The sequence below is a fragment of the Lentzea sp. HUAS TT2 genome (assembly GCF_051853195.1).
GTDB lineage: Bacteria > Actinomycetota > Actinomycetes > Mycobacteriales > Pseudonocardiaceae > Lentzea.
In genome coordinates this window covers 4,568,200-4,593,425 of sequence record NZ_CP196667.1, presented here as the reverse complement: position 1 = coordinate 4,593,425, position 25,226 = coordinate 4,568,200, and the positions used below count along the sequence as shown (strand labels likewise).

The following is a 25,226-nucleotide window of genomic DNA, read 5'->3' as shown; positions in this document are numbered from 1 at the left end:
GCTTCGAGATGAGCAAGGTGATCAGCTCCCACTCGGTGTCGGTCGACGGCTACATCACCGGCCGCGACCCCAAAGCGGGTCACGGCCTGGGCGACGGCGGCATGCTGTTCGACTGGTACTTCGACGGCACGGTCGAGAGCCAGGAGTTCGGCGGCTTCAAGCTGAGCGAGCCCAGTGCGAAGGTCTTCGACTTCCACGCCGGCCGCGTGGGCGCGATCGTCGCCGGGCGCACCACCTTCGAGGACTCCGACCGCTTCGGCGGCGGCAGTCCGCATCCGAACGCCGAGCTCGTCCTGCTCTCCCACCGCCCTGCCGACCTGACCGACCGCCAGACCGCGGCCACGACCGTCGAGGAGGCGATCGCCAAGGCCCTGGAACTGGCGGACGGCAAGGACGTCGGCCTCATGGGCGGCGGCGTGCTGAACGCGGCACTCCGCGCGGGACTGGTCGACGAGGTCGTGCTGCACCAGGTGCCGATCCTGCTGGGCCACGGCCGCCCGTTCTTCCAGGAACTGCCGGAGCACGTGCGCCTCAGCCTGATCGACGTCACCCCGGCTCCCGGCGTCACGCACCTGCGTTACGAGGTGCAGCGATGACCCCGGACGTCCGCGAGGTGCTCGACGGCACCCCGATCGCCCACCTCGCCACGCTCCTGCCCGACGGCTCGCCGCACTCGGTGCCGTTGTGGATCGGCACGCACGGCGACCACATCGCGATCCTCACCGGGCCTCGGTCGCAGAAGGCGCGCAACCTGCGCCGCGACCCGCGCGTGGCCATCTCGCTGACGCCGCCCGACAACCCGTTCCAGCCGATCGTCCTGCGCGGACGGGCCGTGGAGTGGATCGACGGCGACGACGCGTGGGAGATCATCGACGCGATCGCCCAGAAATACATCGGTCAGCCCTATTCGCGCGACGAAGAACGAATCGTCGTGCTCATTGCACCCGCCTGAGCACCCCTTGTCCGCCACCCTGGGTCTTGAACGAGTAAAGGGCCTGACCGTCGGGCTGCATGTCCAGATCTATGTCCACTGTTTCCACGCAGGTGCCCTGATATTCGATTCGCTCGACCGCGCTGATCTTGTTGTCCGACGTGGCGCGCAACTCCCAACGGCCACCGCAACGCAGAGTCGGATAGGTGACGGAACCAATGGTCGCGCCGACAGCACCTCCGGCAATGACCAGTTCGACCGGATACGGAGCATCGCTGCCTTGGTAGACCTGCCCGACCCACTTGCCGTGGAACTGTTGCGGCACAACGGCTTGCGGCACGGGCTGCACCGCCACGACGCTGGTCTCCGTAGTCGAACTCGACGGTCGGGAGAACCCCGAAAAATTCACGTCGGTCATGGTGCTCGCCAGAATCCCGCCGGCCGCGACCGCCGCTCCCACTCCGGCAGCCACCCTTTTGCTGATCACAATGACCAGTCGCAGGGCGCGCACTATGCGTTACAACAGCGAAAAGCCGGACCCGCCAAGCGGATCCGGCTCATTCACCCCGACAAAGCCTACTTCTTGCCCTTCGGCTCATCAGTGGACAGCGCGGCGACGAAGGCCTCCTGGGGCACCTCGACGCGGCCGACCATCTTCATGCGCTTCTTGCCTTCCTTCTGCTTCTCCAGCAGCTTGCGCTTACGGGTGATGTCACCGCCGTAGCACTTGGCCAGCACGTCCTTGCGGATGGCGCGGATCGTCTCGCGGGCGATCACGCGGGCACCGATCGCGGCCTGGATCGGCACCTCGAACTGCTGCCTGGGGATGAGCTCACGCAGACGCGTCGCCATGCGTGTGCCGTACGCGTAGGCGTAGTCCTTGTGCACGATCGCGCTGAACGCGTCGACCGTCTCACCCTGCAGCAGGATGTCGACCTTGACGAGCTCCGCGTCCTGCTCGCCGGCCTCTTCGTAGTCCAGCGACGCGTACCCGCGGGTGCGCGACTTCAGGGAGTCGAAGAAGTCGAAGATGATCTCGCCGAGGGGCATCGTGTAGCGCAGCTCGACGCGGTCCTCGGACAGGTAGTCCATGCCGCCGAGCTGGCCGCGCTTGGACTGGCAGAGCTCCATGATCGCGCCGATGTAGTCCGACGGCGCGATGATGGTGCACTTGGTGATGGGCTCGTAGACCTCGGCGCGCTTGCCCTCCGGCCAGTCGGACGGGTTCGTCACCACGTGCTCGGTGCCGTCCTCCATCACGACGCGGTACACGACGTTCGGGGCGGTGGAGATGAGGTCGAGACCGTACTCGCGCTCCAGGCGGTCGCGGGTGATCTCCAGGTGCAGCAGGCCGAGGAAGCCGCAGCGGAAACCGAAGCCCAGCGCCGCGGACGTCTCCGGCTCGTACGTCAAAGCGGCGTCGTTGAGCTGGAGCTTGTCCAGCGCCTCGCGCAGCTCCGGGTAGTCCGAGCCGTCGACCGGGTAGAGACCCGAGTAGACCATCGGGCGGGGCTCGCGGTAGCCGGCCAGCGGCTCCGTGGCGCCCTTGCGCTCCGACGTGACCGTGTCGCCGACCTTGGACTGGCGCACGTCCTTCACGCCGGTGATCAGGTAGCCCACCTCGCCGACGCCGAGACCCTGCGACGGCTTCGGCTCCGGGGAGACGATGCCGACCTCGAGGATCTCGTGGGTCGCACCCGTCGACATCATCTTGATGCGCTCGCGCGGCGTGATCTTGCCGTCGACGACGCGGATGTAGGTGACGACGCCGCGGTAGGTGTCGTAGACCGAGTCGAAGATCATCGCGCGGGCCGGGGCGTCCGAGGCGCCGACCGGGGCCGGAACCTTCCGCACGACCTCGTCCAGCAGCGCCTCGACACCGAACCCGGTCTTCGCCGAGACCCGCAGCACCTCCTCCGGCTCACAGCCGACGATGTGCGCGATCTCCTTGGCGTACTTGTCCGGGTCCGCCGCGGGCAGGTCGATCTTGTTCAGCACCGGGATGATGGTGAGGTCGTTCTCCATCGCCAGGTACAGGTTCGCGAGCGTCTGCGCCTCGATGCCCTGCGCGGCGTCGACCAGCAGCACGGCGCCCTCACAGGCCTCCAGCGCGCGGGACACCTCGTAGGTGAAGTCGACGTGACCAGGCGTGTCGATCATGTGCAGGACGACGTCCTGCCCGTCGAGCTGCCACGGCAGACGCACGTTCTGCGCCTTGATGGTGATGCCGCGCTCGCGTTCGATGTCCATGCGGTCGAGGTACTGCGCCCGCATCGCCCGCGCGTCGACCACGCCGGTGAGCTGCAGCATCCGGTCGGCCAAGGTGGACTTGCCATGGTCGATGTGCGCGATGATGCAGAAGTTCCGGATGAGCTCCGGCGGCGTGAAGGTCGTGTCGGCGAACGTGGTCAAGGCAGTCCTCAACAAAAAATCGGACGGGTGTCCCCTTATGGTCCCATAGAGGCTGGCGGGCTCTGCACCACTAGGGTGCGTCCGTGCAGATGAACGGTGAAGACCCCCGCCCGGAGAAGGGCGCGGTCCGCGAGGTTTTCGACGCGGCACAGGCCGCCAAGCTGGACTACTCGCCCACGATGGACGGCGACGCCGACCCGGGCGAGGTCGTGTGGGCGTGGGTCCCCTTCGAGGAGGACGCCTCCCGCGGCAAGGACCGCCCGCTGCTGGTAGTCGGCCACATGGAGCGCGAACTGGTCGCGTTGATGCTCTCGTCGAAGGAGCCGCGCGACGACTACCTCGACCTGGGCGCGGGCGCCTGGGACCGCGAGGGCAGGCCGTCCTACCTGCGCCTGGACCGCGTCTTCGCCCTCGACTCGGACGACGACATCCGGCGTGAGGGTGCCGTGCTGGCACCCGCCGCCTTCGGCCAGGTCGTGGACGCCCTACGCGAACGTCACGGCTGGCGCTGAACGAACGCACGCCACGCGGGTGCGCTGAAGCTCAGCGTGCCCGCGGCGGCGTTCTTGGAGTCCCGAACGAGCACGTCGCGGCCGAACGCCACCTCCACGCACTCGCCGCCCTCAGTTGCCCCGCTGTAGCTGCTCTTACGCCAGACGCGGTCCCCGGCCATCGAATTCCTCTCGCGGTGGGCTGACGTACTCCGCCAGCTTCGTCCGCGATTGTCCCGCATCCAACGCGACCTGATCCAGATGGTCGAAGAGGAGCCTGGTCCGCGCGATGGCCCCCGGATCCTCCACGAACACGTTCACGAGATCGGCCTCGCAGTACGCCACCGATGTCGACTTCTCGTACGACCACAGAACGCAGCCGGACGACGGCACGACCACGTCGGCGGGCACGATCCGGATGTCCTGCGCACTGAACAACATCTTGGCGTACTGGTCCTCCATGATCTGGTCGTCTCCGACCTTCTGCCGGAGCGCCAGCTCGTGCACGAAGAACAAGCAAGTCGGCTGATCGTGTCGTCGCAGGATCGCCTGCCGCTCGATGCGGAACCGCACGAGGTTCGGGATCCGCTCCTCAGGTACGAATCCGCCCAGCCGATACAGGGCGTCGGCGTACTCCGGTGTCTGAACCAGCCCCGGCACACCCCTCGGCGAGTAGCTGGTCATGGTCTTGGCCGTGGACTCGGCAAAAGCGACCGTGCGCAGTTCCTCGTGCACCTGCACCACGTACTCGTCGAAGGCGTTCTTGTACCGCCTCCGGAAGTCCTCGAAGAAGTCGATGTCCTTGCCGCACATCGTCAGGAACTGCACCAGGTCGATCTCGCTGGCGCGGGCCTTGCCCTTCTCGATGTTGGTCACCTTGCTCGGATGCCAGCCCAACCGCACGGCCATGTGGGCACCGCCGAGATCGGTGCAGGTCTCCCGAAGCCGGCGTAGCTCATCGCCCAAAGCCCTGCTGCACGCGGTGGATGTGATCACACTCATACCGCCGACGCTAGGGATTGCAGTCGGTCCAATAAAGGCGCTCATTCGGGTGAAAACGTCCTACGCAAGGCGCGTGATGTCGACCGTCACCTCCAGCGCCGTCGCCGCCCCACCCGAGTAGATCCCCTTCAACGGAGCCACATCCGCGTAGTCACGGCCGAGCGCGACCCAGATGTGCCGTGGCCCGACCGGCATCGCGTTGGTCGGGTCGTACCCCCACCACCCACCGGTCCACGCCTCGATCCACGCGTGCGACTCACCACGCACCGTCTCTCGCAGCGCACCGTCCTTCTTGGTGTGCAGGTACCCGGAGACGTACCGCGCAGGAATCCCCATGCCCCGCAACAACACCAACGTCAGATGCGCGAAGTCCTGGCACACGCCCTTGCGTTCGTGCCACGCGTCCACGGCCGAGCTGTGCACGCCGGTCGACCCCGCCTGGTACTTCAGCTGCTCCGACACCCACTGCGAGGCGGCCAGCACGGCCTCGGACGGCGTCTTGCCCTTCTTGAGCTCACGCGCCTTGCTCAACAGCTCACGGTTGCGCGGCGTGTAGCGCGTCGGCTCCAGAAACTCCGTGTACCGGTCGAGGAGGTTCTCCTCGCGCATGTCCGCCCATGTGCCCGTGGTCACCGGGTCGATCACGTCGCTCGTCTCCACGACCGACGACGCGACGACCTGCAGCTCTTTGTGAGGTGCATGGAGGTCGAACGACGTGACCTCCGTGCCCCAGTAGTCGGTGTACCGGTACGCACGGGTCGCCGGCGTGGTCTCGACGCGTGAGACGACCACGTTCTGACGGCGGTCAGCACGCGGTGTCAGCCGCGCCTCGTTGTACGACTGCATGACCGGTGCCTCGTACTGATAGCCCGTCGTGTGCACGACACGCACTCGCCAGCTCATGGTCAGCCCACCTCGGTGTTCGTCCAGGCGACCCACGGCGCCACGTGGAAGTACTGCTGCGACACGGCCTCGCCGACCTCACGGACCGTCTTCTGCAACGCCGCCAGGCGCTTCGGCAGGTCGTCCAGCAGGTCGTGCGGCCGCAGGAACTCCAGCTCACTCCGTGCCTTGCCGAGCAACCGCAACGCCTCCGCGCGCGCACCGACGCGCACGGACGGTTGGTTCTCCAACTGCTCCAAGCACGCCTCGGCCTGCCTCAGCGCGTGGAACACCGACCGCGGGAACAGCCTGTCCAGCAACAGGAACTGCACCACTCTCGACGCGTCCAACGCGCCGCGGTACGTCCTCAGGTACGTGTCGTGCGCACCGGCCGACCGCAGCACCGTGACCCAGCCAGGCGAAGAAGCCTTGTCTCCCACACGGGCCAGAAGCAGCCGCACGATCATGTCGACGCGTTCGACCGACCGTCCCAAAACCAAGAACCGCCACCCGTCGTCGCGTGACATCGTGGAGTCCGCAAGCCCCGCGAACATCGCCGCACGTTCCTCCACAAAGCTGAAGAACGCGTGCGGCCCCATCGTGCGCGCGTAGGTCTGCCGCTCCGCGACGGCGTTCCACATCGCGTTGAGGCACTCCCACATTTCGGTCGACACGACCTCACGCGCACCACGCGTGTTCTCGCGCGCGCTGTTGACCGACGACACGATGGAACTGGGGTTCTCCTTGTTGTACGCCACCAGTTCCGTCAAAGACCACACGTCGAACTGGTCAGCACCCTCCGGCGGCGTGATCCCGAGAACCGTCAGCAGCTGCCGTGACGTGGCGTCCGGGTCGACCGTCGCGTCCTCCAACAGCTGGTGGACCGAGACGTCCAGGATGCGCGCCGTGTCGTCCGCCCGTTCGACGTAGCGGCCGATCCAGTACAGCGACTCAGCGTTGCGTGCCAGCATTTCGCGCGCCTCCCTACTGCTGCTGTTGTTGCTGTTGCTGGGAAGTGGTCAGCTCCGGCCCTTGCTCGGCCGCCGCGACCTCCACGCCGGACGTGCCGGCAAGACCGGGCTGCGCCAGCTCCCGCTCCTGCGTGGACGACTTGGCCGCCAGCACCCACGTGTCCTTGGACCCGCCACCCTGCGACGAGTTCACGATCAAACTGCCCTCGGGCAACGCCACCCGCGTCAACCCACCGGGCAGCACGAAGATGAAGTTCCCGTCGTTCACCGCGAACGGCCGCAAGTCCACATGCCGCGGTGCCAGCCGGTCCCCCACCTTGGTCGGCACAGTCGACAACTGCACCACGGGCTGCGCGATCCACCCGCGCGGATTGCTCTTGATCCGCTTCCGCAACGAGTTCAGCTCCCGGACCGTCGCATCCGGCCCGAACACGATCCCGTACCCGCCAGACCCCTCGACGGGCTTCACCACGAGCTCGTCGATGCGGTCGAACACGTGCGACCGCTCCTCCGACAACCAGCACCGGAACGTGTCCACGTTGGGCAGCAAACACTTCTCGCCGAGGTAGTACTGCACGATCTCCGGCATGTACGTGTAGACGAGCTTGTCGTCCGCCACCCCGTTACCCACCGCGTTGGCGAGCACCACATTGCCCGCCCGCGCCGCGTTCAACAGCCCGGCGATGCCCAGCACCGAGTCAGGCCGGAAGTGCACGGGATCCAGGAAGTCGTCGTCGATGCGCCGGTAGATGACGTCGACCTGCCGCTCGCCCTCGGTAGTCCTCAGGTACACGAAGTTGTCGCGGCAGAACAGATCCCGCCCCTCGACCAACTCCACACCCATCTGCCTCGCGAGCAACGAGTGCTCGAAGTACGCACTGTTGGCAAGCCCAGGCGTCAACACGACAACGTTCGGGTCCGCAGCATTGGGCGCGGCCGCATTCCTAAGGGCCCGAAGCAAATGAACCGCGTAGTCACCCACAGCGCGCACACGATGCCGTGCGAACAGGTCAGGAAAGACCCGCGCCATCGTCCGCCGGTTCTCCATGACGTACGAAACGCCACTAGGACACCGCAGATTGTCCTCAAGAACCCGGAACGTCCCCTGCTCATCACGCACCAGGTCCACACCGGCAACGTGGATGCGCACCCCGTTGGGCGGACTGATGCCGGCCGCCTCGCGATGGAAGTGCTCGCAGCTCGTAATGAGACGCCGGGGCAACACTCCATCCCGAACGATCTGCGCGTCGCCGTAGATGTCCGCGAGGAACATCTCCATCGCGCGCACCCGTTGAACGATGCCTTTCTCGAGCTTCGACCACTCCGTAGCCGTGATGATCCGGGGGATCAGATCGAGCGGGAACGGCCTTTCCTGGCCGCTCAGCGAGAACGTGATCCCTTGGTCGACAAAGGCCCTGCCAAGCGCCTCACTACGCGCGTTCAGCTCGTTGACCTGCGACGGAGCCACCGACTCGTACAGCGCGCGGTAAGCACTCCGCACCCCGTTGTCCGTGGAGAACATCTCGTCGTAGGCATCGGCATGGGGCCGTGCGGGATTGAGATAGCCGTTGAACAGCTCACCGAGCCTCGGCGTGGTGACCGTGCGGCTGCGGCGCAGTCCTGAGGTGCGGGCTCGGTGTTCCATGGTCCACATCTTCACCCTGTTCAGGCAGATTTCGCACTAGTCCGACCGGACAGAAACCTGCCGGAAACGAAACTCGCCCCTTTCCCGACCTTGCAGGCGTGACCTCAGCCGACGTGCCAGGCATAGAACTCGAACGCGCCATCGCACTCAACGCGCCCATCACCGAGTTGGCCATCGATGACGGCGATCCCGAGAACCCCGTCCTGTGGGCGTTCCTCGACGGAGAGCCACCGCAGACGGTTCTGGCGAACACCGGTGACCCCTTCACGGTCGAGTCCACCGCGAGTTTCCCGAACGCAGCCGGTAGCCAGCGATCACTGCAGGTCGCAGACCTGGAAGTCGCAGCAGATGGCGCGGACATCGTCGTGACCTCCAGCTCCGACGGCGTTCGCCGGCTGACCGGGCACATCTCACCGGTCACCACGTTGAGCCTGTTCCCCGCCTCGGACGAACCGCTGCTGATGTCCGGGAGCGAAGGCGGCTCAATCCGAATCTGGAACCCGCGGACCGGCGAGGTGCTGCGCCAGAGCCAACAGTGCGCGGTCTCGGTGCTGCTCACCTACACCGGTCCGGACGGTGGTGTCCGAATCGCGTCAGGAGGCCGGAACGGCGAGCTGCGCGTCTGGAACCCCCTGATGCCGGATCCGCCCAGGACTGGACCCGTCTCGACGCGCGGGTTCAGCGACCGGGTGGCACCGACGGACCTGCTGGACCGCGGCAACCTGGTGTCGACGCTCACCGAGATGCTCCAGCCAGGTGACGGCGACGCGCCGACCGTGATCACCGTCGAGGGAGCCTGGGGTTCGGGCAAGAGCACCTTGCTGGAGCTCGTGAAGACGCGACTGTCCACAAGACCCACCAAGTTGCTACCAGGCCCCAGACTCACCCTGTTCCACGCTGACCACATGCTGTGGCAGCCTGAGTTGAAAGCGCTGAAGCCTCCAAAACGACCCCCAGGGAAACCGGTACCAAAGGAGTTTCGGACAGACCCTCAATCGACGCCGAAGGCACCGCGTCGACCGGTGCTCAAGCCCGTGGTCGTGTCGTTCAACCCGTGGCGACATCAATCGAGCGAGCAGGTGTGGGCAGGACTGGCGAAGGCCCTGGCCGAAGCCGCACGACCGGCGATCATGCCGCACCAGAACATCCTCGAGCGGTACTGGTTCCACCGCAACGCCCGGCGTGTGGACCGGCGTCACCTGCAGCGCCAGCTGTGGCGGAGGACCCTCTCACCACTGCTGTCGTTCGCCGGTCTGGGTTTCGGGCTGTCCGTGCTGGGCGCACTGACGAAGTCGAACATCGACTGGGCGTGGTGGGCGACTGGCGGGCTTGCCGCAGCGGGAGTGCTGCACACCGGGCTCAGGTACGTGTTCGGCCGAGCATCGGCCTTCCTGCCGGGAGAGCTGTTCGCCGGACCTGTCGCCAGCAACGCCTTCTCTGGCACCGCAACGGATCCGACGATCCGTGACCCGTACTACCACGCTCGCTCCGGCTACCTCTATCTCGTGCAGCACGACGTCCAGGAGCTGCTGAAGGACCTCGCGGCACAGAACTACCAGGTGATTCTGCTGATCGACGACCTCGACCGGTGCACTCCGCGCACGACGGCAGAGGTGTTCGAAGCGATCAACGTCTTCCTCTCGGACGACTTTCCTTCCAGCAGATTCGTGCTGGGGCTCGACACCACGGTCGTCGCGTCGCACGTCGACCACGCCTACAAGGAGCTCGCCGACGCGAACATGGTGACGCACCCGGACGACCCGAGTCCTGGATGGACGTTTCTGCGAAAGCTCGTCCAGCTTCCGGTCCGGCTGCCCCGCACGACTGCCGACAGCGTCGACCAGGTGTTGCTGGCGCAACTGGGACCGGTACACCTCGAAGCGCAGGCGGGGACGCCCGAAGTCCTCCGGAAGTTCGAGAGCGCGCCGGCAAGGAGCTCTGCCAGGAGAACCACTCAGAAGATCATCGCGATCGAGCAGCACCCGAAAGTCCGCGAGCACCTGCGCCGCCGGCTCAGGGCCCAGCCGGAGCAGTCCGTGCGCGAGGAGAAACGCCTCCTGAACGTCTGGCAGTTCTACCTGCGCATGCTGAGCTCCGTAGATGTCGTGCTGGCGTGTCACCTGGTTGTCGTTGCCGAGATCGCGGTCAGGTGGCCCGCCTACCTGCACCGGCTGCGCGGTGGCTGGCAGGACCTGGCCGACGCGCTCGACGACGACGTCCGATGGGGCGCGACGATCGCCAGGCTGGGCTTCACCTACTCCGACCGCAAGGCGGCGGCGAACCTGCGGGACCTGCTGCGCGACTGCGACGCGCAAGCGGTTGCGGCGCTGACGACCAGGCTCTTCTAGGCGTCTGTGCCCAGCGGCAGCCAGCGGACGAGCGCACCGACGTCGGGTGCGGCGGCGAAGGCCTGTTCGACGGCGGCGCGGCGCTGGTGGAAGTGCTGCCAGCCCTCGTAGTGGACGGGGACGACGGTGCGCGGGCGCAGGTGGCGGCACAGGTCGACGGCGTCAGCGGCGGTCATCGTGTAGCGCAACGGTCCGGTGATCGGGAAGCGGACGCCGCCGAGGTGCAGCAGGGCCAGGTCGACCTCGACGCGTGCGGCTACCTCGCGGACGCCGTCGTACAGGACCGTGTCGCCGGAGATCCACAGCGCGCCGTGGTCCTGGCCGTCCCAGTGGAGTGCGAAGCCGATGACGTCGCCGGTGATGGGACGGGACAGGGGTGGACCGTGCCGGCACGGGGTCGCGGTGATCTCTATCGACGGGTGTCCCGGCTTGTCCAGGCGGGTGGAGGCCCACGGCGCCAGGCCGCGGGCGTTGCCTAGTCTGCTGGCGCCGGAGGCCGTGGTGACGACGGTGTCCGCGGTGGGGAGCAGGGCGCGGCCGGCGTCGTCGAGGTTGTCGGCGTGGTGGTCGTGGGTGAGCAGCACGGCGTCGATCGGGCCCAGGTCTGCGGCGGTGATCGCGGGGCCGGTCAGCTTGCGCGACGACGTGCCCCAGCCGAAGGAGTACCTGCGGCCGGGGGCGTCGAACGTCGGGTCGGTGAGCAGGCGCCAGCCGTGGACCTCGATGAGGACCGTCGGGCCGCCGATGTGCGTGAGACGGACGTCCTTCACGCGGTGGCCGGCCAGCCGGCCTGCTCGACGGCCCACGCCAGGACCTCGTCGGCGACCTTCTCCCAGCCCTTCTGCGCGGGCAGCAGGTGGGCCATGCCCTCGTACTCCCTGATCTCGGTGACGGTGTTCGACTTGTAGTGCTTGGCGTTCGACCGCTGCACCGACGGCGGCATGATGTGGTCCTCGCTGCCGGACACGAACAGCAGCGGGGCGCGCTTGTCGTTGTGGTAGTCGACGTGGATGTCCTGCGGGCCGGGGATGAAGTTGGCCAGCACACCGCCCCAGAGGATCCGCCCCGACGCCGGGACGTGGTAGCGCTGGTAGAGCGCCAGCGACTCCTCCTCGGTGAAGGTGTTGGTGAACGCGTAGCGCCACTGCTCCGGGGTGAGGCCGACGGCCTTGTGCCGGTTGCCCGGGTTCTTCAGCACCGGCAGGGTCGACCTGATCTGCGACAGCGGGGTGACGAGCACGCCCTCGGTCGGCGCGGAGTTGAGTGCCACGCCCGCCGCGCCGAAGCCGTGGTCGAGCAGGACCTGGGTGAACGCGCCGCCCGCGGAGTGGCCGATGATGATCGGCGGTTCGTCGAGCTGTCCGATGACGGACTCGAGGTGCTCGATGATCGCGGGCGCGGTGACCTCCTCGATCGGCGACGGGTCGGCGTTGAGCGCTTCGACCTCCACCTCGAAACCGGGGTAGGCGGGAGCGACGACGTTGTAGCCGGCGCGCTGGTAGTGGTCGATCCAGTGCTCCCAACTGCGCGGCGTCACCCAGAAACCGTGGACCAGGACGATGGTCTTCATGTTGCGGCCCTTCCGAAGTCGACGAAATGAGCAGTCCGCGGCAGGACGGTCAGAGCCTAAGATCAAGGCTGCGCGCCAAATCGGTCCACAACGCCGTGCCGTCGGCTCACAACGCCCACCCAGCCGTCGTGTCAGGGGGATGTCGCATGGCCGTTCTGCTCGACACCGCAACGCTCGCGCCGCGCGACCGGCGGGACGCGCTGATCACCACGATGCGCGAGGCCGCCGGGGTGACGAGGGTGGACGTCGAGGACGACGAGCCGGTGCGGGCCAGGGTGGACCTCTGGACGTTCGGTTCCGCCTCGATCCTGCGCGCGGAGTCGACCGGGTTCGCCAACGTCCGCACCGCGAAGGCCGCCCGTGCGGCATCGGGCGAGCACATCGCCATCGGTGTGCACGAGAGCGGCGTGGCCCGGTACCAGGCGGGAACGACCCTCCGGATGGTGCCCGCCGGGGAGATCCTGGTGGTGGACGTCAGCCGGCCGTTCACCTTCGGCTGGCGCGGGTTCGGTGCGGCGCAGTCGCTCAACACGTGGACAGAAGATCTGGCACTACCGGCCGACCTGGTTCGGCGCGCCGGGCCTCGACTGAGATCGAGCCCGCTGTACGGGTTGTTCAGCCGCCATGTCCTGGACATCACCAGGAACGCGGACCTGCTCAGCAACAGTCCCGCGGCCGGCATGCTCGGGGCCGCGAGCGTCGAGCTCGCGCGTGCCCTCATCGCGACGGCCGTCGACGACGTGGCCTGCACCCGTGACATCGTCGAGCAGACCCTGATCGTCCAAGTCCGCGCCTACGTGCGGCAGCACCTGCGTGATCCGGATCTCGGACCCGGCACCATCGCCGCGGCGCTCGCCATCTCGCCCCGTCACCTGCACCGCGTCTGCGCCAACGCCAACCTGCGCCTGGAGCAGTGGATCATCGCGTGCCGACTGGAGCAGGCGAAGGCCGAACTGGTCCACCCCGGTTCCCGGCACCGGTCCATCGGCACGATCTCCCGGCGGTGGGGTTTCAAGGACCAGACCCATTTCACCCGGCGGTTCCGGCTCGCGTTCGGCATGCTGCCCAGTGAATGGCGCAGAACGTGAAAAAACCCTGCGGGGAGCGCTTGTGGCGCTCAACCCGCAGGGCAAATTATGTTCGGCGGCGACCTACTCTCCCACACCGTAACCAGTGCAGTACCATCGGCGCAGAAGGGCTTAACTACCGGGTTCGGAATGGGACCGGGTGTTTCCCCAACGCTATGACCACCGAAACACTATGGAGATATCAACCAGAAACCCCGAACCAACAGGATGTGACCCTGCCGGGGGTTTCGATCGGTTCTGGTTGTTCTTCCAGAACCGCACAGTGGATGCGTAGCGTCTTTGTAACAAGTCCTCGGCCTATTAGTACCAGTCAGCTCCAACCGTTACCGGTCTTCCACCTCTGGCCTATCAACCCAGTGGTCTAGCTGGGGGCCTTAACTCACGAAGAGTGGGATACCTCATCTTGGAACGAGCTTCCCGCTTAGATGCCTTCAGCGGTTATCCCTTCCGAACGTAGCCAACCAGCAATGCTCTTGGCAGAACAACTGGCACACCAGCGGTCCGTCCGTCCCGGTCCTCTCGTACTAGGGACAGCCTTCCTCAAGTATCCTACGCGCGCGGCGGATAGGGACCGAACTGTCTCACGACGTTCTAAACCCAGCTCGCGTACCGCTTTAATGGGCGAACAGCCCAACCCTTGGGACCTACTCCAGCCCCAGGATGCGACGAGCCGACATCGAGGTGCCAAACCATCCCGTCGATATGGACTCTTGGGGAAGATCAGCCTGTTATCCCCGGGGTACCTTTTATCCGTTGAGCGACCACGCTTCCACAAGCCATGGCCGGATCACTAGTTCCGACTTTCGTCCCTGCTCGACCCGTCAGTCTCACAGTCAAGCTCCCTTGTGCACTTGCACTCAACACCTGATTGCCAACCAGGCTGAGGGAACCTTTGAGCGCCTCCGTTACTCTTTGGGAGGCAACCGCCCCAGTTAAACTACCCACCAGGCACTGTCCCTGATCCGGATCACGGACCGAGGTTAGACATCCAATACGACCAGAGTGGTATTTCAACGATGACTCCACAACCACTGGCGTGGCCGCTTCACAGTCTCCCACCTATCCTACACAAGCCGAATCGAACACCAATACCAAGCTATAGTAAAGGTCCCGGGGTCTTTCCGTCCTGCCGCGCGTAACGAGCATCTTTACTCGTAATGCAATTTCGCCGGGCCTGCGGTTGAGACAGTCGAGAAGTCGTTACGCCATTCGTGCAGGTCGGAACTTACCCGACAAGGAATTTCGCTACCTTAGGATGGTTATAGTTACCACCGCCGTTTACTGGCGCTTAAGTTCTCAGCTTCGCCCTTGCGGACTAACCGGTCCCCTTAACGTTCCAGCACCGGGCAGGCGTCAGTCCATATACATCGTCTTGCGACTTCGCATGGACCTGTGTTTTTAGTAAACAGTCGCTTCTCGCTGGTCTCTGCGGCCGTCTCGCCCTAGCCTGCAAGAGGCTTCAAGCGCTACGGCCCCCCTTCTCCCGAAGTTACGGGGGCATTTTGCCGAGTTCCTTAACCACAGTTCGCCCGATCGCCTTGGTATTCTCTACCTGACCACCTGTGTCGGTTTGGGGTACGGGCCGCGTGAAAGCTCGCTAGAGGCTTTTCTCGGCAGCATGGGATCACTCTACTTCGCCTCAATCGGCTACGCATCACGTCTCAGGATATGTGAGGCACGGATTTGCCTATGCCTCTCCCTACACGCTTGCACCAGTACTACCACTCACTGGCGGAGCTACCCTCCTGCGTCACCCCATCGCTTGACTACTACAAGTTCAGGTCCCGCGCTCCACATTCCGCTAGCTCCCGAAGGAGTTTCGCAGGTGCTTTGGGCGGTTAGTATCACAAGGTTCATCATGGGCGCGTTCACACGGGTACGGGAATATCAACCCGTTGTCCATCGACTACGCCTGTCGGCCTCGCCTTAGGTCCCGACTTACCCTGGGCGGATTAGCCTGGCCCAGGAACCCTTGGTCATCCGGCGGACGAGTTTCTCACTCGTCTTTCGCTACTCATGCCTGCATTCTCACTCGCATAGCGTCCACGGCTGGATTACTCCGCCGCTTCAACCGCTACACGACGCTCCCCTACCCATCCCAGCACAAGGCTGAAATGACACAGCTTCGGTGGTGTGCTTAAGCCCCGCTACATTGTCGGCGCAGGACCACTTGACCAGTGAGCTATTACGCACTCTTTAAAGGGTGGCTGCTTCTAAGCCAACCTCCTGGCTGTCTGTGCGACCCCACATCCTTTCCCACTTAGCACACACTTAGGGACCTTAGCTGGCGTTCTGGGCTGTTTCCCTCTCGACTACGAAGCTTATCCCCCGCAGTCTCACTGCCGCGCTCTCACACCTCGGTATTCGGAGTTTGGTTGATTTCGGTAAGCTTGTGGGCCCCCTAGACCATCCAGTGCTCTACCCCCGAGGTGAAACACACGACGCTGCACCTAAATGCATTTCGGGGAGAACCAGCTATCACGGTGTTTGATTGGCCTTTCACCCCTAACCACAGCTCATCCCCCAGGTTTTCAACCCTGGTGGGTTCGGGCCTCCACGCGGTCTTACCCGCGCTTCACCCTGGCCATGGCTAGATCACACCGCTTCGGGTCTAGACCACGCGACTCAAGCGCCCTATTCAGACTCGCTTTCGCTACGGCTACCCCACACGGGTTAACCTCGCCACGTAGCACTAACTCGCAGGCTCATTCTTCAAAAGGCACGCCGTCACCCCTAAAGGCTCCGACGGATTGTAGGCACACGGTTTCAGGTACTATTTCACTCCCCTCCCGGGGTACTTTTCATCTTTCCCTCACGGTACTAGTCCGCTATCGGTCACCAGGGAGTATTTAGGCTTAGCGGGTGGTCCCGCCAGATTCACAGCGAATTTCACGAGTACGCTGCTACTTGGGAACACTCTAAACAGACATCGGATTTTCGAGTACGGGAGTTTCACCCTCTACGCTCGTGCTTTCCAGACACGTTCCTCTAACCACAATGTTTTCTGACTGTTCGCTAGCTCGGCAGAACTAGCCAAGAGGTCCCACGACCCCGCGAATGCAACCCCTGCCGGGTATCACACAGACGCGGTTTAGCCTCTTCCGCTTTCGCTCGCCACTACTCACGGAATCACGGTTGTTTTCTCTTCCTGCGGGTACTGAGATGTTTCACTTCCCCGCGTTCCCTCCACATACCCTATGTGTTCAGGTATGGGTGAACCCACATGACTGGGTCCGGGTTTCCCCATTCGGAAATTCTAGGATCTCAGCTCGGTTGACAGCTCCCCTAGACTTTTCGCAGTCTCCTACGTCCTTCATCGGCTCCTGGTGCCAAGACATCCACCGTATGCCCTTACTAACTTGCTACAAAGATGCTCGCATCCACTGTGCAGTTCTCAAAGAACAATCAGATCCACTCGCGCTACTGCAGACGCCGGCCTGACCAGTGTCAGGTGGTTCATCCGCGGCAAGTGGCCGATCACTGAAAGACACAAAAAGCGTGTTCCCTCAGGACCCAACAGCGTACCGATCAATTCAGCTAGCCCCCAGATGACCTTTCCACGCGGTAAACCGCAGTACTCACTCATCCGGCAACAAGCCGTCATGCCAGCCAGCATCCACTAATGAGCCTCACCCAACATCAAGGTCGGGTTGAGTTCTGACCAGTGCGGAGACGTTTGCTCCGAACACTGGTAGATGCTCCTTAGAAAGGAGGTGATCCAGCCGCACCTTCCGGTACGGCTACCTTGTTACGACTTCGTCCCAATCGCCAGTCCCACCTTCGACCGCTCTCCCCCTTGCGGGTTGAGCCACGGGCTTCGGGTGTTACCGACTTTCGTGACGTGACGGGCGGTGTGTACAAGGCCCGGGAACGTATTCACCGCAGCGTTGCTGATCTGCGATTACTAGCGACTCCGACTTCACGGGGTCGAGTTGCAGACCCCGATCCGAACTGAGACCGGCTTTATGGGATTCGCTCCACCTCACGGCTTAGCAGCCCTTTGTACCGGCCATTGTAGCATGTGTGAAGCCCTGGACATAAGGGGCATGATGACTTGACGTCATCCCCACCTTCCTCCGAGTTGACCCCGGCAGTCTCCCATGAGTCCCCACCATTACGTGCTGGCAACATGGAACGAGGGTTGCGCTCGTTGCGGGACTTAACCCAACATCTCACGACACGAGCTGACGACAGCCATGCACCACCTGTGAACCAGCCACAAGGGAGGCTCTATCTCTAGAGCTTTCTAGTCCATGTCAAGCCCAGGTAAGGTTCTTCGCGTTGCATCGAATTAATCCACATGCTCCGCCGCTTGTGCGGGCCCCCGTCAATTCCTTTGAGTTTTAGCCTTGCGGCCGTACTCCCCAGGCGGGGTGCTTAATGCGTTAGCTGCGGCACAGAGGGCGTGGAAGCCCCCCACACCTAGCACCCACCGTTTACGGCGTGGACTACCAGGGTATCTAATCCTGTTCGCTCCCCACGCTTTCGCTCCTCAGCGTCAGTGTCGGCCCAGAGACCCGCCTTCGCCACCGGTGTTCCTCCTGATATCTGCGCATTTCACCGCTACACCAGGAATTCCAGTCTCCCCTGCCGAACTCAAGTCTGCCCGTATCGACCGCAAGCTTGGAGTTAAGCCCCAAGTTTTCACGGCCGACGCGACAAACCGCCTACGAGCTCTTTACGCCCAATAATTCCGGACAACGCTCGCACCCTACGTATTACCGCGGCTGCTGGCACGTAGTTAGCCGGTGCTTCTTCTGCAGGTACCGTCACTTGCGCTTCGTCCCTGCTGAAAGAGGTTTACAACCCGAAGGCCGTCATCCCTCACGCGGCGTCGCTGCATCAGGCTTTCGCCCATTGTGCAATATTCCCCACTGCTGCCTCCCGTAGGAGTCTGGGCCGTGTCTCAGTCCCAGTGTGGCCGGTCACCCTCTCAGGCCGGCTACCCGTCGTCGCCTTGGTAGGCCATTACCCCACCAACAAGCTGATAGGCCGCGGGTCCATCCCATACCGCCGGAACTTTCCACCACCGATCATGCGATCAATGGTCGTATCCGGTATTAGACCTCGTTTCCAAGGCTTATCCCAGAGTACAGGGCAGGTTACCCACGTGTTACTCACCCGTTCGCCGCTCGTGTACCCCGAAGGGCCTTACCGCTCGACTTGCATGTGTTAAGCACGCCGCCAGCGTTCGTCCTGAGCCAGGATCAAACTCTCCAATAAGGATTGTGTTTGATCGCTCCAGACGGAATATGTCTGGCATCAATCTAGTCTTGCCTCAAAGGAACTACCTCGACGAGGAGGTAATTCATATATTACTGGCTGTGTTTCGGCACGCTGTTGAGTTCTCAAAGAACACGCGCTCACCGCAGTCACATCAGCTTTTCGCTGACTTACTTCCGGGGCTGTGTTTGAAGCTTATTTGGTGTTGCTTCCCGGTGTCAAATCGGCCTGTGAGGCTCTTTGTCTTCCGGTTTTTTGGCCAGGCCCGTTCCGGTCTGTATTTCCCGGCCCGCTTCGCTCTGACATGGAGAACATTACACGGGCCTGTTTCGATCTCCAAATCGGGGGGTCCTGGTAACCGCCACACGGGCGGCTACCAGGACAAATGCGTTCGTCAGGGTGCGGAGACCCCGACATCGGCCTTCGTCAGCGGCTTCCGCACCGACGACGAGTTGTACTCATCCGCCCCGACATCAGGCTTGCCGGAGCGCGCCTGCGGGTCGAAGTCACGCGTCACATAGGAGTAGGTGCCTGCCGACGCGTCGATGGCAGGGCTACCGGAAGACAGCCGGAACAGTCCGTTGGCGTCCTTCACCAGCTTCGGGTCCACGGACTTGTAACCGGACGACGGCATGCTGCCGCCGGTACCGCCCCAGATGACGTTGCCCTCGTACTTCACGGTCGAACCGGAGTGCATGGAGACGACTCCACCGGAAGAACCGCGAATGACGTTGTTCGCGAGCACGCAGTCCTTCGGCTTGAAGTCACCGCCGTCGCTCTCGACCACCGCGCCGGTGCCGATCAGCGTGTTGAACGCGACCGTCACGCGGTCCGGCCGGTCGTGCAGCTTCGAGTCGGGGCCGCTGTCGGCCTCCTTGCCGGAGCCGAACACGATCGCGCGGTCCTTGGTGGTCTCCACGTAGTTGTTGATGACCTTGTGGTCGTTTCCGTGGAAGCGGATGCCGCTGTTGAACAGCAGGTTGCCCTCGACCGTGGTGCGGTGGCCGTGGCGCAGGACGATGTAGCCCTTGCTGTTGCGGATCGTGTTGTAGCGGACGATGTTGTCCGACGACTTGATCGAGATCGCCTCGGCGTCGCCGTCCGCCTTCTCGAACAGGTTGTGCTCGACGATCGCGTTCGCCGACTTCGACTGCTTGTGGCTGTAGCCGAGCCGGATCGACTCACCGCCGTTCGCACCGGTGAACTGGTGGTTGTAGAAGTAGTTGTGGTGGATCCACGACCTCTTGGCGATCTCGCTGCCGGGGCCGGTGATCTGGAGGTAGACGCCCTCGTTGGTCCGGTTCTGGAACGTGTTGTGGTCGATCTGGACGTCGTCTGCGCTGACGCTGAGCGAGGCGCCGTCCTTGTTGCCCGAGTACGTGTTGCGGGTGATGCGCGTGGCCAGCGCCTCCGCGGGGACCGAGAGCGTGCTGGTTCCGTCGAAGACGAAGCCCTCGATCGTCACGTCTCGAACGGCTCCGAGTTCGAAGCCGCCTCGGGTGAACACCGTGCCGCCGACGGTCTGCGCGGCGACGGTGATGCCCGACTTGCTGATCTTGATCGGTTGGTCGGCGGTGTGCAGGCCCCTGGCCAGCACGATGCGCTGACCGGCTCGTGCGGTGTCGAGAGCGGCCTGCAGGGAGGACACGCTCGACACGGTGACGACAGCCGCGTGGGCCGGCACGGCGACGAAGGACGACAGCAGGGCGGCCGCGCCGACTGCGGCCAGTGATCGGATCATTCGCCAACTCCATTGGAGGCAAGTTGGCGGCGGTAGAGCGAAATCTACCGCAAGATTCCGGCAGGTGGGGCAGTTCGGTACAGACCAAGTGCCGTGTCCAGTGACGGCACGCGGTCCAGTTGTCCGACCTCTGCCACCGGGAACCACTGCGCGAGGTCGGTCGTGCCACCCACCTCGTTGCGCAGTTCGCCGCCCACGATCCGCACCTCGTACATGATGCGAAGCGCGTGGTAGTCGCGGTCTGGTTCCTCGCGGAGCTCGGAGTCGATGCCGAGCAGGCGGACCACCTCGACGACGTGTCCGGTCTCCTCCTCGAACTCCCGGACGACCCCGTCGTACGGGTGCTCGCCGTGGTCGATGCCGCCGCCGGGCAGGATCCAACGTTTGCCCTTTGGGCCAAGCCAGCGCGCCAGCAGGATCTCGTCGTCCTCGTTGATGCACACCCCGTACGCGGCCACGCGCTGCTTCTTCGCCCTCATGCGATCCAGCCTAACTGGCGATCATCACAGAAAAGTGATATCACTTAGATACTACTTCGCTAGGGGGTCCTGGATGAGTGCATCCATCGAGACGACGGTCCAGATGCCGGCGCCTGTCGTCCGCGAGAAGCAAGCGCGGGAGCTGCCCGGTCTCCTCATGTTCTTCGCTGGGTTGGCGGTGCTCGCTGTGAGCGTGTGGACGGTCATCGAGGGGATCAAGGCGACCGACGCTGCCGACGGCGACCCGGCGGCCGGGCTGCTGCTCACCGGAGTGCTGCTGTTCCTGGCCGCCGCGGTGATCTGGAAGGGGCTGTTCACCGTCGCGCCCGGCGAGGTGCGCGTGCTGCAGTTCCTCGGCCGTTACGTGGGCACGGCGCGCACGGACGGTCTGCGGTGGGCGAACCCGATCACCACGCGGGAAAAGATCTCCGTACGGATTCGCAACCACGAGACGGCGACGCTCAAGGTCAACGACGCCGACGGCAACCCGATCGAGATCGCGGCCGTGGTCGTCTGGCAGGTCGAGGACACCGCGCGGGCCCGGTTCGAGGTCGACGACTTCGTGCGGTTCGTCGGCATCCAGACCGAGACCGCGGTGCGGCACATCGCGAACAGCTACCCGTACGACAACCACGAGGAGACCGGCCTCTCGCTGCGGGAGAACGCGGACGAGATCACCGAGACGCTCGCGATCGAGATCTCGGCACGCGTGCAGTCCGCGGGCGTGAAGGTGATCGAGTCGCGGCTCACGCACCTCGCGTACGCACCGGAGATCGCGCACGCGATGTTGCAGCGGCAGCAGGCGAGCGCGGTCGTGGCGGCACGGACCCGGATCGTCGAGGGCGCCGTCGGCATGGTCGAGCTCGCGCTGGCCCGGCTCGCCGAGCACGACGTCGTGGAGCTCGACGAGGAACGCAAGGCGGCGATGGTCTCGAACCTGCTCGTCGTCCTGTGCGGTGACCGTTCCACTCAGCCCGTGGTCAACACCGGTTCGCTCTACACCTGATGGCCGAACGTAAAAGCGTTCTGCTCAGGCTGGACCCGGCGGTGCACGACGCGTTGAGCAGGTGGGCGAATGACGAGCTGCGCAGCACCAACGCGCAGATCGAGTTCCTGCTGCGGCGTGCACTGGCGGAGGCGGGCCGCCTGCCAGGCGAGGCGAAGAAGATGCCTCGCCGCGGCAGGCCCCCGAAGAAGGCCCCGGACGAGCCGGGCGAGTGAGGTTCAGAACTCCGGGGGTGCCTGCAGGTCGTGGGCGCGGAAGAGCACGGCGTGCTCGACGCCCATGGCCTGTCCGCCCATCGCGGCGACCTTCGGGATGAAGTCCGCCGGGGCCGGGTGCCCAGGAAGGGCGGCCAGGTACGCGGCGTGCGCTTCCAGTGAGGCCACGCCGCGCCGCAACGGCTCGCCGGTCACGTCGACACCGTGCGTCGCTCCGGGTCCCATCGCGGGCGTCAGGTACCAGCGTGGCGAGTGCGGTTCGAGGCCCTCGTCGACCTGGTCGGGGAACACCCAGCGGTTGCCGGCGTCGCGCAGCGCGTCGAGGGTCGCGAGGCCGGCCGCGCGGTGGTCGGCCTGGTCGAAGCCCCACGGCGTCTCGACCGCGAACGCGCTGCCGAGCACGGCGTCGGGCTTGAACTCGCGGATCTCGCGGCAGATGTCCCGGCGCAGATCGAGGCCGTAGACGAGGACCCCGTCCGGATGCTCGAGGATCCTCAGGTGCTCGACGCCGACGACGGCGCAGGCGGCCTGCTGTTCGGCGGTGCGCAGCCGGGCCGTCTCCTCCGGCGGGTTCGGCATCCCCGCCTCACCTCGGGTGAGCAGCAGATAGCCGACCTCGATGCCTTTGGCGGTCCAGCGGGCGATGGCCGCGGACGTGCCGTACTCCATGTCGTCGGGATGCGCGACGACGCAGAGCACCCGTCTGAAGGACTCCTCTGGAAGCTCGGGCAGTGTCATCCGGCCATTTTTCCTCCTTCCGGCCGCAGCGGCTGATCAGGCGTTTCACCAGCATGAAAACGCTGTCATCGAGTTCAGCCGTTCGGGGGTGTTTTGACCGACTTCGCCACGCGAGGGTGTGCGGCGGGCGCACCGGGAACGTGGAGGAGTCTTGTCTTTGTTCTCCCGCAAGCGCGCCAGTGTCGGCGTGCTGGGCGTTGCTGTGCTGATCGCGTCACTGACACCGGCAGGTGGTCTGGCGGCGGGTAAAGAGATCTATCTGGACAGTCGGGCGTCGGCCGAGCGGCGGGTGGAGGACCTGCTGCGCAGGATGACGGTCGAGGAGAAGATCGGGCAGATGGCCCAGATCCGCGTCGGGAAGCTGCGCGGTGACTGCAACAACGTCAACGGGCCGTTGGTCGACGCGTGTCTGAAGGCGGTGCTCGCGGACGCGCACGTGGGCTCGATCCTGTCCGGTGGCGGTGACGCGCCGCTCGACAACACGCCCAAGGCGTGGGCCGAGATGAACAACGCGATCCAGCGCTATGCGTTGGAGAACAACAGGTTGAAGATCCCGATCATCTACGGCGCGGACGGTGTGCACGGGCACAACAACGTCATCTCCGCGACGATGTTCCCGCACCAGATCGGGCTCGGCGCCACGTGGGATCCGGGACTGCAGGAGAAGATCGGGGTGTCGGCGTCGAAGGCGTTGCGCGCCACCGGTGTCTTCTGGAACTTCGCACCGGTCTCCGACATCGCACGGGACACGCGCTGGGGCCGTTACTACGAGACCTACAGCGAGGACCCGTTCCTGTCCGGCCAGCTGGCGGCGGCGAACGTGCGCGGGCAGCAGACCAAAGTGGACGACACCGCGCAGCTGACCGCCACGGCGAAGCACTTTGCGGGCTACTCGGCGCCGGCGAACGGGCACGACCGCGCGGCGGCGCAGATCCCGATCCGGCAGCTGCAGGACCTCGTGCTGCCGTCGTTCCAGGCGCAGTTCGACGCGGGCGTGAAGACCGTGATGATCAACTCCGGTTCGATCAACGGTGTGCCGGTGCACGCGTCGAAGTACATGCTGCAGACGCAGCTCCGTGACCGCATGGGCTTCAAGGGCGTCGCGGTCTCGGACTGGCAGGACATGAAGTACCTGGTGGACCGGCACAAGGTCGCGCCCGACTACAAGACGGCGATCGCGATGAGCGTCAACGCCGGTGTGGACATGGCGATGGAGCCGTCGAACGCGGCCGAGTTCACGTCGTTGCTGCTGGCGAACGTGCGTGACGGGTCCGTGTCGCGCGGGCGGATCGACCAGGCCGTGCGGCGGGTGCTGAAGCTCAAGTTCGACCTGGGGCTGTTCGAGAAGCCGTACGTGGACCCGGCGAAGGCCGACGGCAACGTGGTGAACGTGGACCGCTCGCTGGCTCGCCAGGCGGCGGCCGAGGGCACGGTGCTGCTGAAGAACGACGGCGTGCTGCCGTTGTCCTCCGCCGCCAAGAAGATCGTCGTGACCGGGGAGACCGCGGACGACGTGCGCCGTCAGCTCGGTGGCTGGACCGTCGAGTGGCAGGGCGTGCCGGACGACTCGCCGTTGCCGCCGACCGCGACCGTGCTGACCGGTGTGCGCGAGGCCGTTCCTGGTGCGTCCGTTGTGCACGCCGCGACCCCTGCGGCCGCGGTGGCTGACGCCGCCGATGCGGACGCGGTTGTCGTCGTCCTGGGTGAGAAGCCCGGTGCGGAGGGTCCTGCCGACACGGAGAACCCGGTGCTGACGCCCGAGCAGCAGGCGTGGGTGGACGCGGTGCAGGCGACCGGCAAGCCGGTGGTCGTGGTGCTGCTGACCGCGCGCCCGCAGGTGCTCGGTGCGGCGGCGGACGCGAACGCGCTGGTCGCGGGCTGGTTGCCGGGCAGTGAGGGTGGCAGGGCGATCGCCGACGTGCTGTTCGGCGCGGTGAACCCGAGCGGCAAGCTGCCGATCTCGTGGCCGAAGGCGCTGGGCGACCCGACGCTGACCTACGACCAGCTGCCGGGCGCGAACACCTCGGCGGGAGCGAAGTACGACCCGCTCTACGCGTTCGGGCACGGGCTGTCGTACACGTCGTTCACGACCTCGGGGACCTCGGTGTCCGTTGACCGTCAGAACGGCGTGGTGAAGTTCACGGTGGCGAACACCGGTGCGCGTGCGGGCACCGCGGTGGTGCCGGTCTACGTGCGTCAGCCGGCCTCCCCCGTCCTGACCCCGGACGCCCGGCTGGTGGGCTTCACCCGCGTGGAACTCGCTGCGGGGCAGTCGAAGCAGGTCGAGGTCTCGTTCAAGCTCTCGCAGCTGGCCCTGACCGTCGGCGACGTGGACGGTGACGGACGGCGTGAGGTCGCCCGCGGCGGCTACGAGGCCGTGGTCGGCGCCGAGAAGGCCACCTTCACGGTGCGCTGAGCTGGCCTGATATCCTTCGTCGTCGTGAACGCGCGGCTCTCCGCCGTGGAGGAGACCTGGCCCTTGTG

At 65.0% G+C, this 25,226-nt stretch carries 20 protein-coding genes and 3 rRNA genes; 8 read left to right on the top strand and 15 right to left on the bottom strand.

Going from position 1 to position 25,226, the window contains the following annotated elements; genetic code table 11:
• The first annotated feature begins 8 nt into the window (after positions 1-8).
• Positions 9-596 (top strand): dihydrofolate reductase family protein, encoded by a 588-nt coding sequence (locus tag ACSHWB_RS23000; protein WP_439664058.1) that lies wholly within the window; start codon positions 9-11, stop codon positions 594-596.
• The gene (locus ACSHWB_RS22995; RefSeq protein ID WP_439664057.1) at positions 593-952 is read left to right on the top strand and encodes a PPOX class F420-dependent oxidoreductase; all 360 of its coding nucleotides are present in this window, start codon (positions 593-595) and stop codon (positions 950-952) included. Before ACSHWB_RS23000 ends, ACSHWB_RS22995 begins: the two co-directional genes overlap by 4 nt.
• On the opposite strand, the gene ACSHWB_RS22990 is transcribed toward ACSHWB_RS22995, so the two are convergent.
• Positions 936-1,391, bottom strand: a complete 456-nt coding sequence (locus tag ACSHWB_RS22990; RefSeq protein ID WP_439664056.1) for a hypothetical protein — start codon at positions 1,389-1,391, stop codon at positions 936-938. The genes ACSHWB_RS22995 and ACSHWB_RS22990 overlap by 17 nt on opposite strands.
• 116 nt (positions 1,392-1,507) lie before the next feature.
• Complete coding sequence (gene lepA, locus ACSHWB_RS22985; RefSeq protein WP_439664055.1) at positions 1,508-3,343, bottom strand: translation elongation factor 4; 1,836 nt, start codon at positions 3,341-3,343, stop codon at positions 1,508-1,510.
• 89 nt (positions 3,344-3,432) lie between these two features.
• Between lepA and ACSHWB_RS22980 the strand changes: the two genes are divergently transcribed.
• Entirely contained in the window at positions 3,433-3,855 is a 423-nt protein-coding gene (locus ACSHWB_RS22980; protein WP_439664054.1) for a type II toxin-antitoxin system PemK/MazF family toxin, read from the top strand.
• Here the strand turns inward: ACSHWB_RS22980 and ACSHWB_RS22975 are convergent.
• Genes ACSHWB_RS22975 through ACSHWB_RS22955 form a run of 5 tightly spaced genes read right to left on the bottom strand, consistent with a single transcriptional unit; the run spans position 3,840 to position 8,334 of the window.
• Complete coding sequence (locus ACSHWB_RS22975; protein WP_439664053.1) at positions 3,840-4,016, bottom strand: DUF397 domain-containing protein; 177 nt, start codon at positions 4,014-4,016, stop codon at positions 3,840-3,842. The genes ACSHWB_RS22980 and ACSHWB_RS22975 overlap by 16 nt on opposite strands.
• Positions 3,991-4,836 (bottom strand): helix-turn-helix domain-containing protein, encoded by an 846-nt coding sequence (locus ACSHWB_RS22970; RefSeq protein WP_439664052.1) that lies wholly within the window; start codon positions 4,834-4,836, stop codon positions 3,991-3,993. The genes ACSHWB_RS22975 and ACSHWB_RS22970 overlap by 26 nt, the downstream gene beginning before the upstream one ends.
• 60 nt (positions 4,837-4,896) lie before the next feature.
• Positions 4,897-5,739, bottom strand: a complete 843-nt coding sequence (locus ACSHWB_RS22965) for a transglutaminase family protein (RefSeq protein ID WP_439664051.1) — start codon at positions 5,737-5,739, stop codon at positions 4,897-4,899.
• Between the two features lie 2 nt (positions 5,740-5,741).
• The gene (locus ACSHWB_RS22960; protein WP_439664050.1) at positions 5,742-6,689 is read right to left on the bottom strand and encodes an alpha-E domain-containing protein; all 948 of its coding nucleotides are present in this window, start codon (positions 6,687-6,689) and stop codon (positions 5,742-5,744) included.
• A gap of 13 nt (positions 6,690-6,702) precedes the next feature.
• Positions 6,703-8,334: a circularly permuted type 2 ATP-grasp protein gene (locus ACSHWB_RS22955; RefSeq protein WP_439664049.1), complete on the bottom strand. Its 1,632-nt coding sequence runs from the start codon at positions 8,332-8,334 to the stop codon at positions 6,703-6,705.
• Between the two features lie 98 nt (positions 8,335-8,432).
• On the opposite strand from ACSHWB_RS22955, the gene ACSHWB_RS22950 reads away from it, so the two are divergent.
• Complete coding sequence (locus tag ACSHWB_RS22950; RefSeq protein WP_439664048.1) at positions 8,433-10,682, top strand: P-loop NTPase fold protein; 2,250 nt, start codon at positions 8,433-8,435, stop codon at positions 10,680-10,682.
• Here the strand turns inward: ACSHWB_RS22950 and ACSHWB_RS22945 are convergent.
• Both ACSHWB_RS22945 and ACSHWB_RS22940 read right to left on the bottom strand, forming a co-directional pair.
• Positions 10,679-11,488 carry an MBL fold metallo-hydrolase gene (locus tag ACSHWB_RS22945; protein WP_439664047.1) on the bottom strand — a complete coding sequence of 270 codons (810 nt, stop codon included), beginning with the start codon at positions 11,486-11,488 and terminating at the stop codon, positions 10,679-10,681. The two genes, ACSHWB_RS22950 and ACSHWB_RS22945, sit on opposite strands and share 4 nt — an antisense overlap.
• Positions 11,449-12,252, bottom strand: coding sequence for an alpha/beta hydrolase (locus tag ACSHWB_RS22940; protein ID WP_439664046.1), 804 nt, complete (start codon positions 12,250-12,252; stop codon positions 11,449-11,451). The genes ACSHWB_RS22945 and ACSHWB_RS22940 overlap by 40 nt, the downstream gene beginning before the upstream one ends.
• A gap of 146 nt (positions 12,253-12,398) precedes the next feature.
• On the opposite strand from ACSHWB_RS22940, the gene ACSHWB_RS22935 reads away from it, so the two are divergent.
• Positions 12,399-13,340, top strand: coding sequence for a helix-turn-helix domain-containing protein (locus ACSHWB_RS22935; protein ID WP_439664045.1), 942 nt, complete (start codon positions 12,399-12,401; stop codon positions 13,338-13,340).
• Positions 13,341-13,390: 50 nt separating this feature from the next.
• Here the strand turns inward: ACSHWB_RS22935 and rrf are convergent.
• The 5 genes from rrf to ACSHWB_RS22910 form a co-directional block, all read right to left on the bottom strand.
• A 5S ribosomal RNA gene (gene rrf / locus ACSHWB_RS22930) occupies positions 13,391-13,507 on the bottom strand.
• A gap of 113 nt (positions 13,508-13,620) precedes the next feature.
• Positions 13,621-16,705 (bottom strand): 23S ribosomal RNA (locus ACSHWB_RS22925).
• Between the two features lie 341 nt (positions 16,706-17,046).
• Positions 17,047-18,563, bottom strand: a 16S ribosomal RNA gene (locus tag ACSHWB_RS22920).
• The 16S, 23S and 5S rRNA genes sit together here, the layout of an rRNA operon.
• 394 nt (positions 18,564-18,957) lie before the next feature.
• Positions 18,958-20,304, bottom strand: a complete 1,347-nt coding sequence (locus ACSHWB_RS22915) for a polysaccharide lyase 6 family protein (protein WP_439664044.1) — start codon at positions 20,302-20,304, stop codon at positions 18,958-18,960.
• A gap of 44 nt (positions 20,305-20,348) precedes the next feature.
• A complete protein-coding gene (locus ACSHWB_RS22910) occupies positions 20,349-20,783 on the bottom strand; it encodes an NUDIX domain-containing protein (RefSeq protein ID WP_439664043.1) in 435 nt (144 codons plus the stop codon).
• Between the two features lie 73 nt (positions 20,784-20,856).
• Between ACSHWB_RS22910 and ACSHWB_RS22905 the strand changes: the two genes are divergently transcribed.
• Together ACSHWB_RS22905 and ACSHWB_RS22900 are read left to right on the top strand one after the other, a co-directional pair.
• A complete protein-coding gene (locus ACSHWB_RS22905) occupies positions 20,857-21,789 on the top strand; it encodes an SPFH domain-containing protein (protein ID WP_439664042.1) in 933 nt (310 codons plus the stop codon).
• Positions 21,789-22,004 (top strand): hypothetical protein, encoded by a 216-nt coding sequence (locus tag ACSHWB_RS22900; protein ID WP_360048882.1) that lies wholly within the window; start codon positions 21,789-21,791, stop codon positions 22,002-22,004. The genes ACSHWB_RS22905 and ACSHWB_RS22900 overlap by 1 nt, the downstream gene beginning before the upstream one ends.
• Positions 22,005-22,007: 3 nt before the next feature.
• Here the strand turns inward: ACSHWB_RS22900 and ACSHWB_RS22895 are convergent, their stop codons facing one another.
• A complete protein-coding gene (locus ACSHWB_RS22895) occupies positions 22,008-22,742 on the bottom strand; it encodes a PIG-L deacetylase family protein (RefSeq protein ID WP_439664041.1) in 735 nt (244 codons plus the stop codon).
• A 151-nt stretch (positions 22,743-22,893) separates the two neighbouring features.
• Here ACSHWB_RS22895 and ACSHWB_RS22890 point away from each other — a divergent pair, with 151 nt between their 5' ends.
• Complete coding sequence (locus tag ACSHWB_RS22890) at positions 22,894-25,158, top strand: glycoside hydrolase family 3 N-terminal domain-containing protein (protein ID WP_439664040.1); 2,265 nt, start codon at positions 22,894-22,896, stop codon at positions 25,156-25,158.
• Positions 25,159-25,226 lie beyond the last annotated feature (68 nt).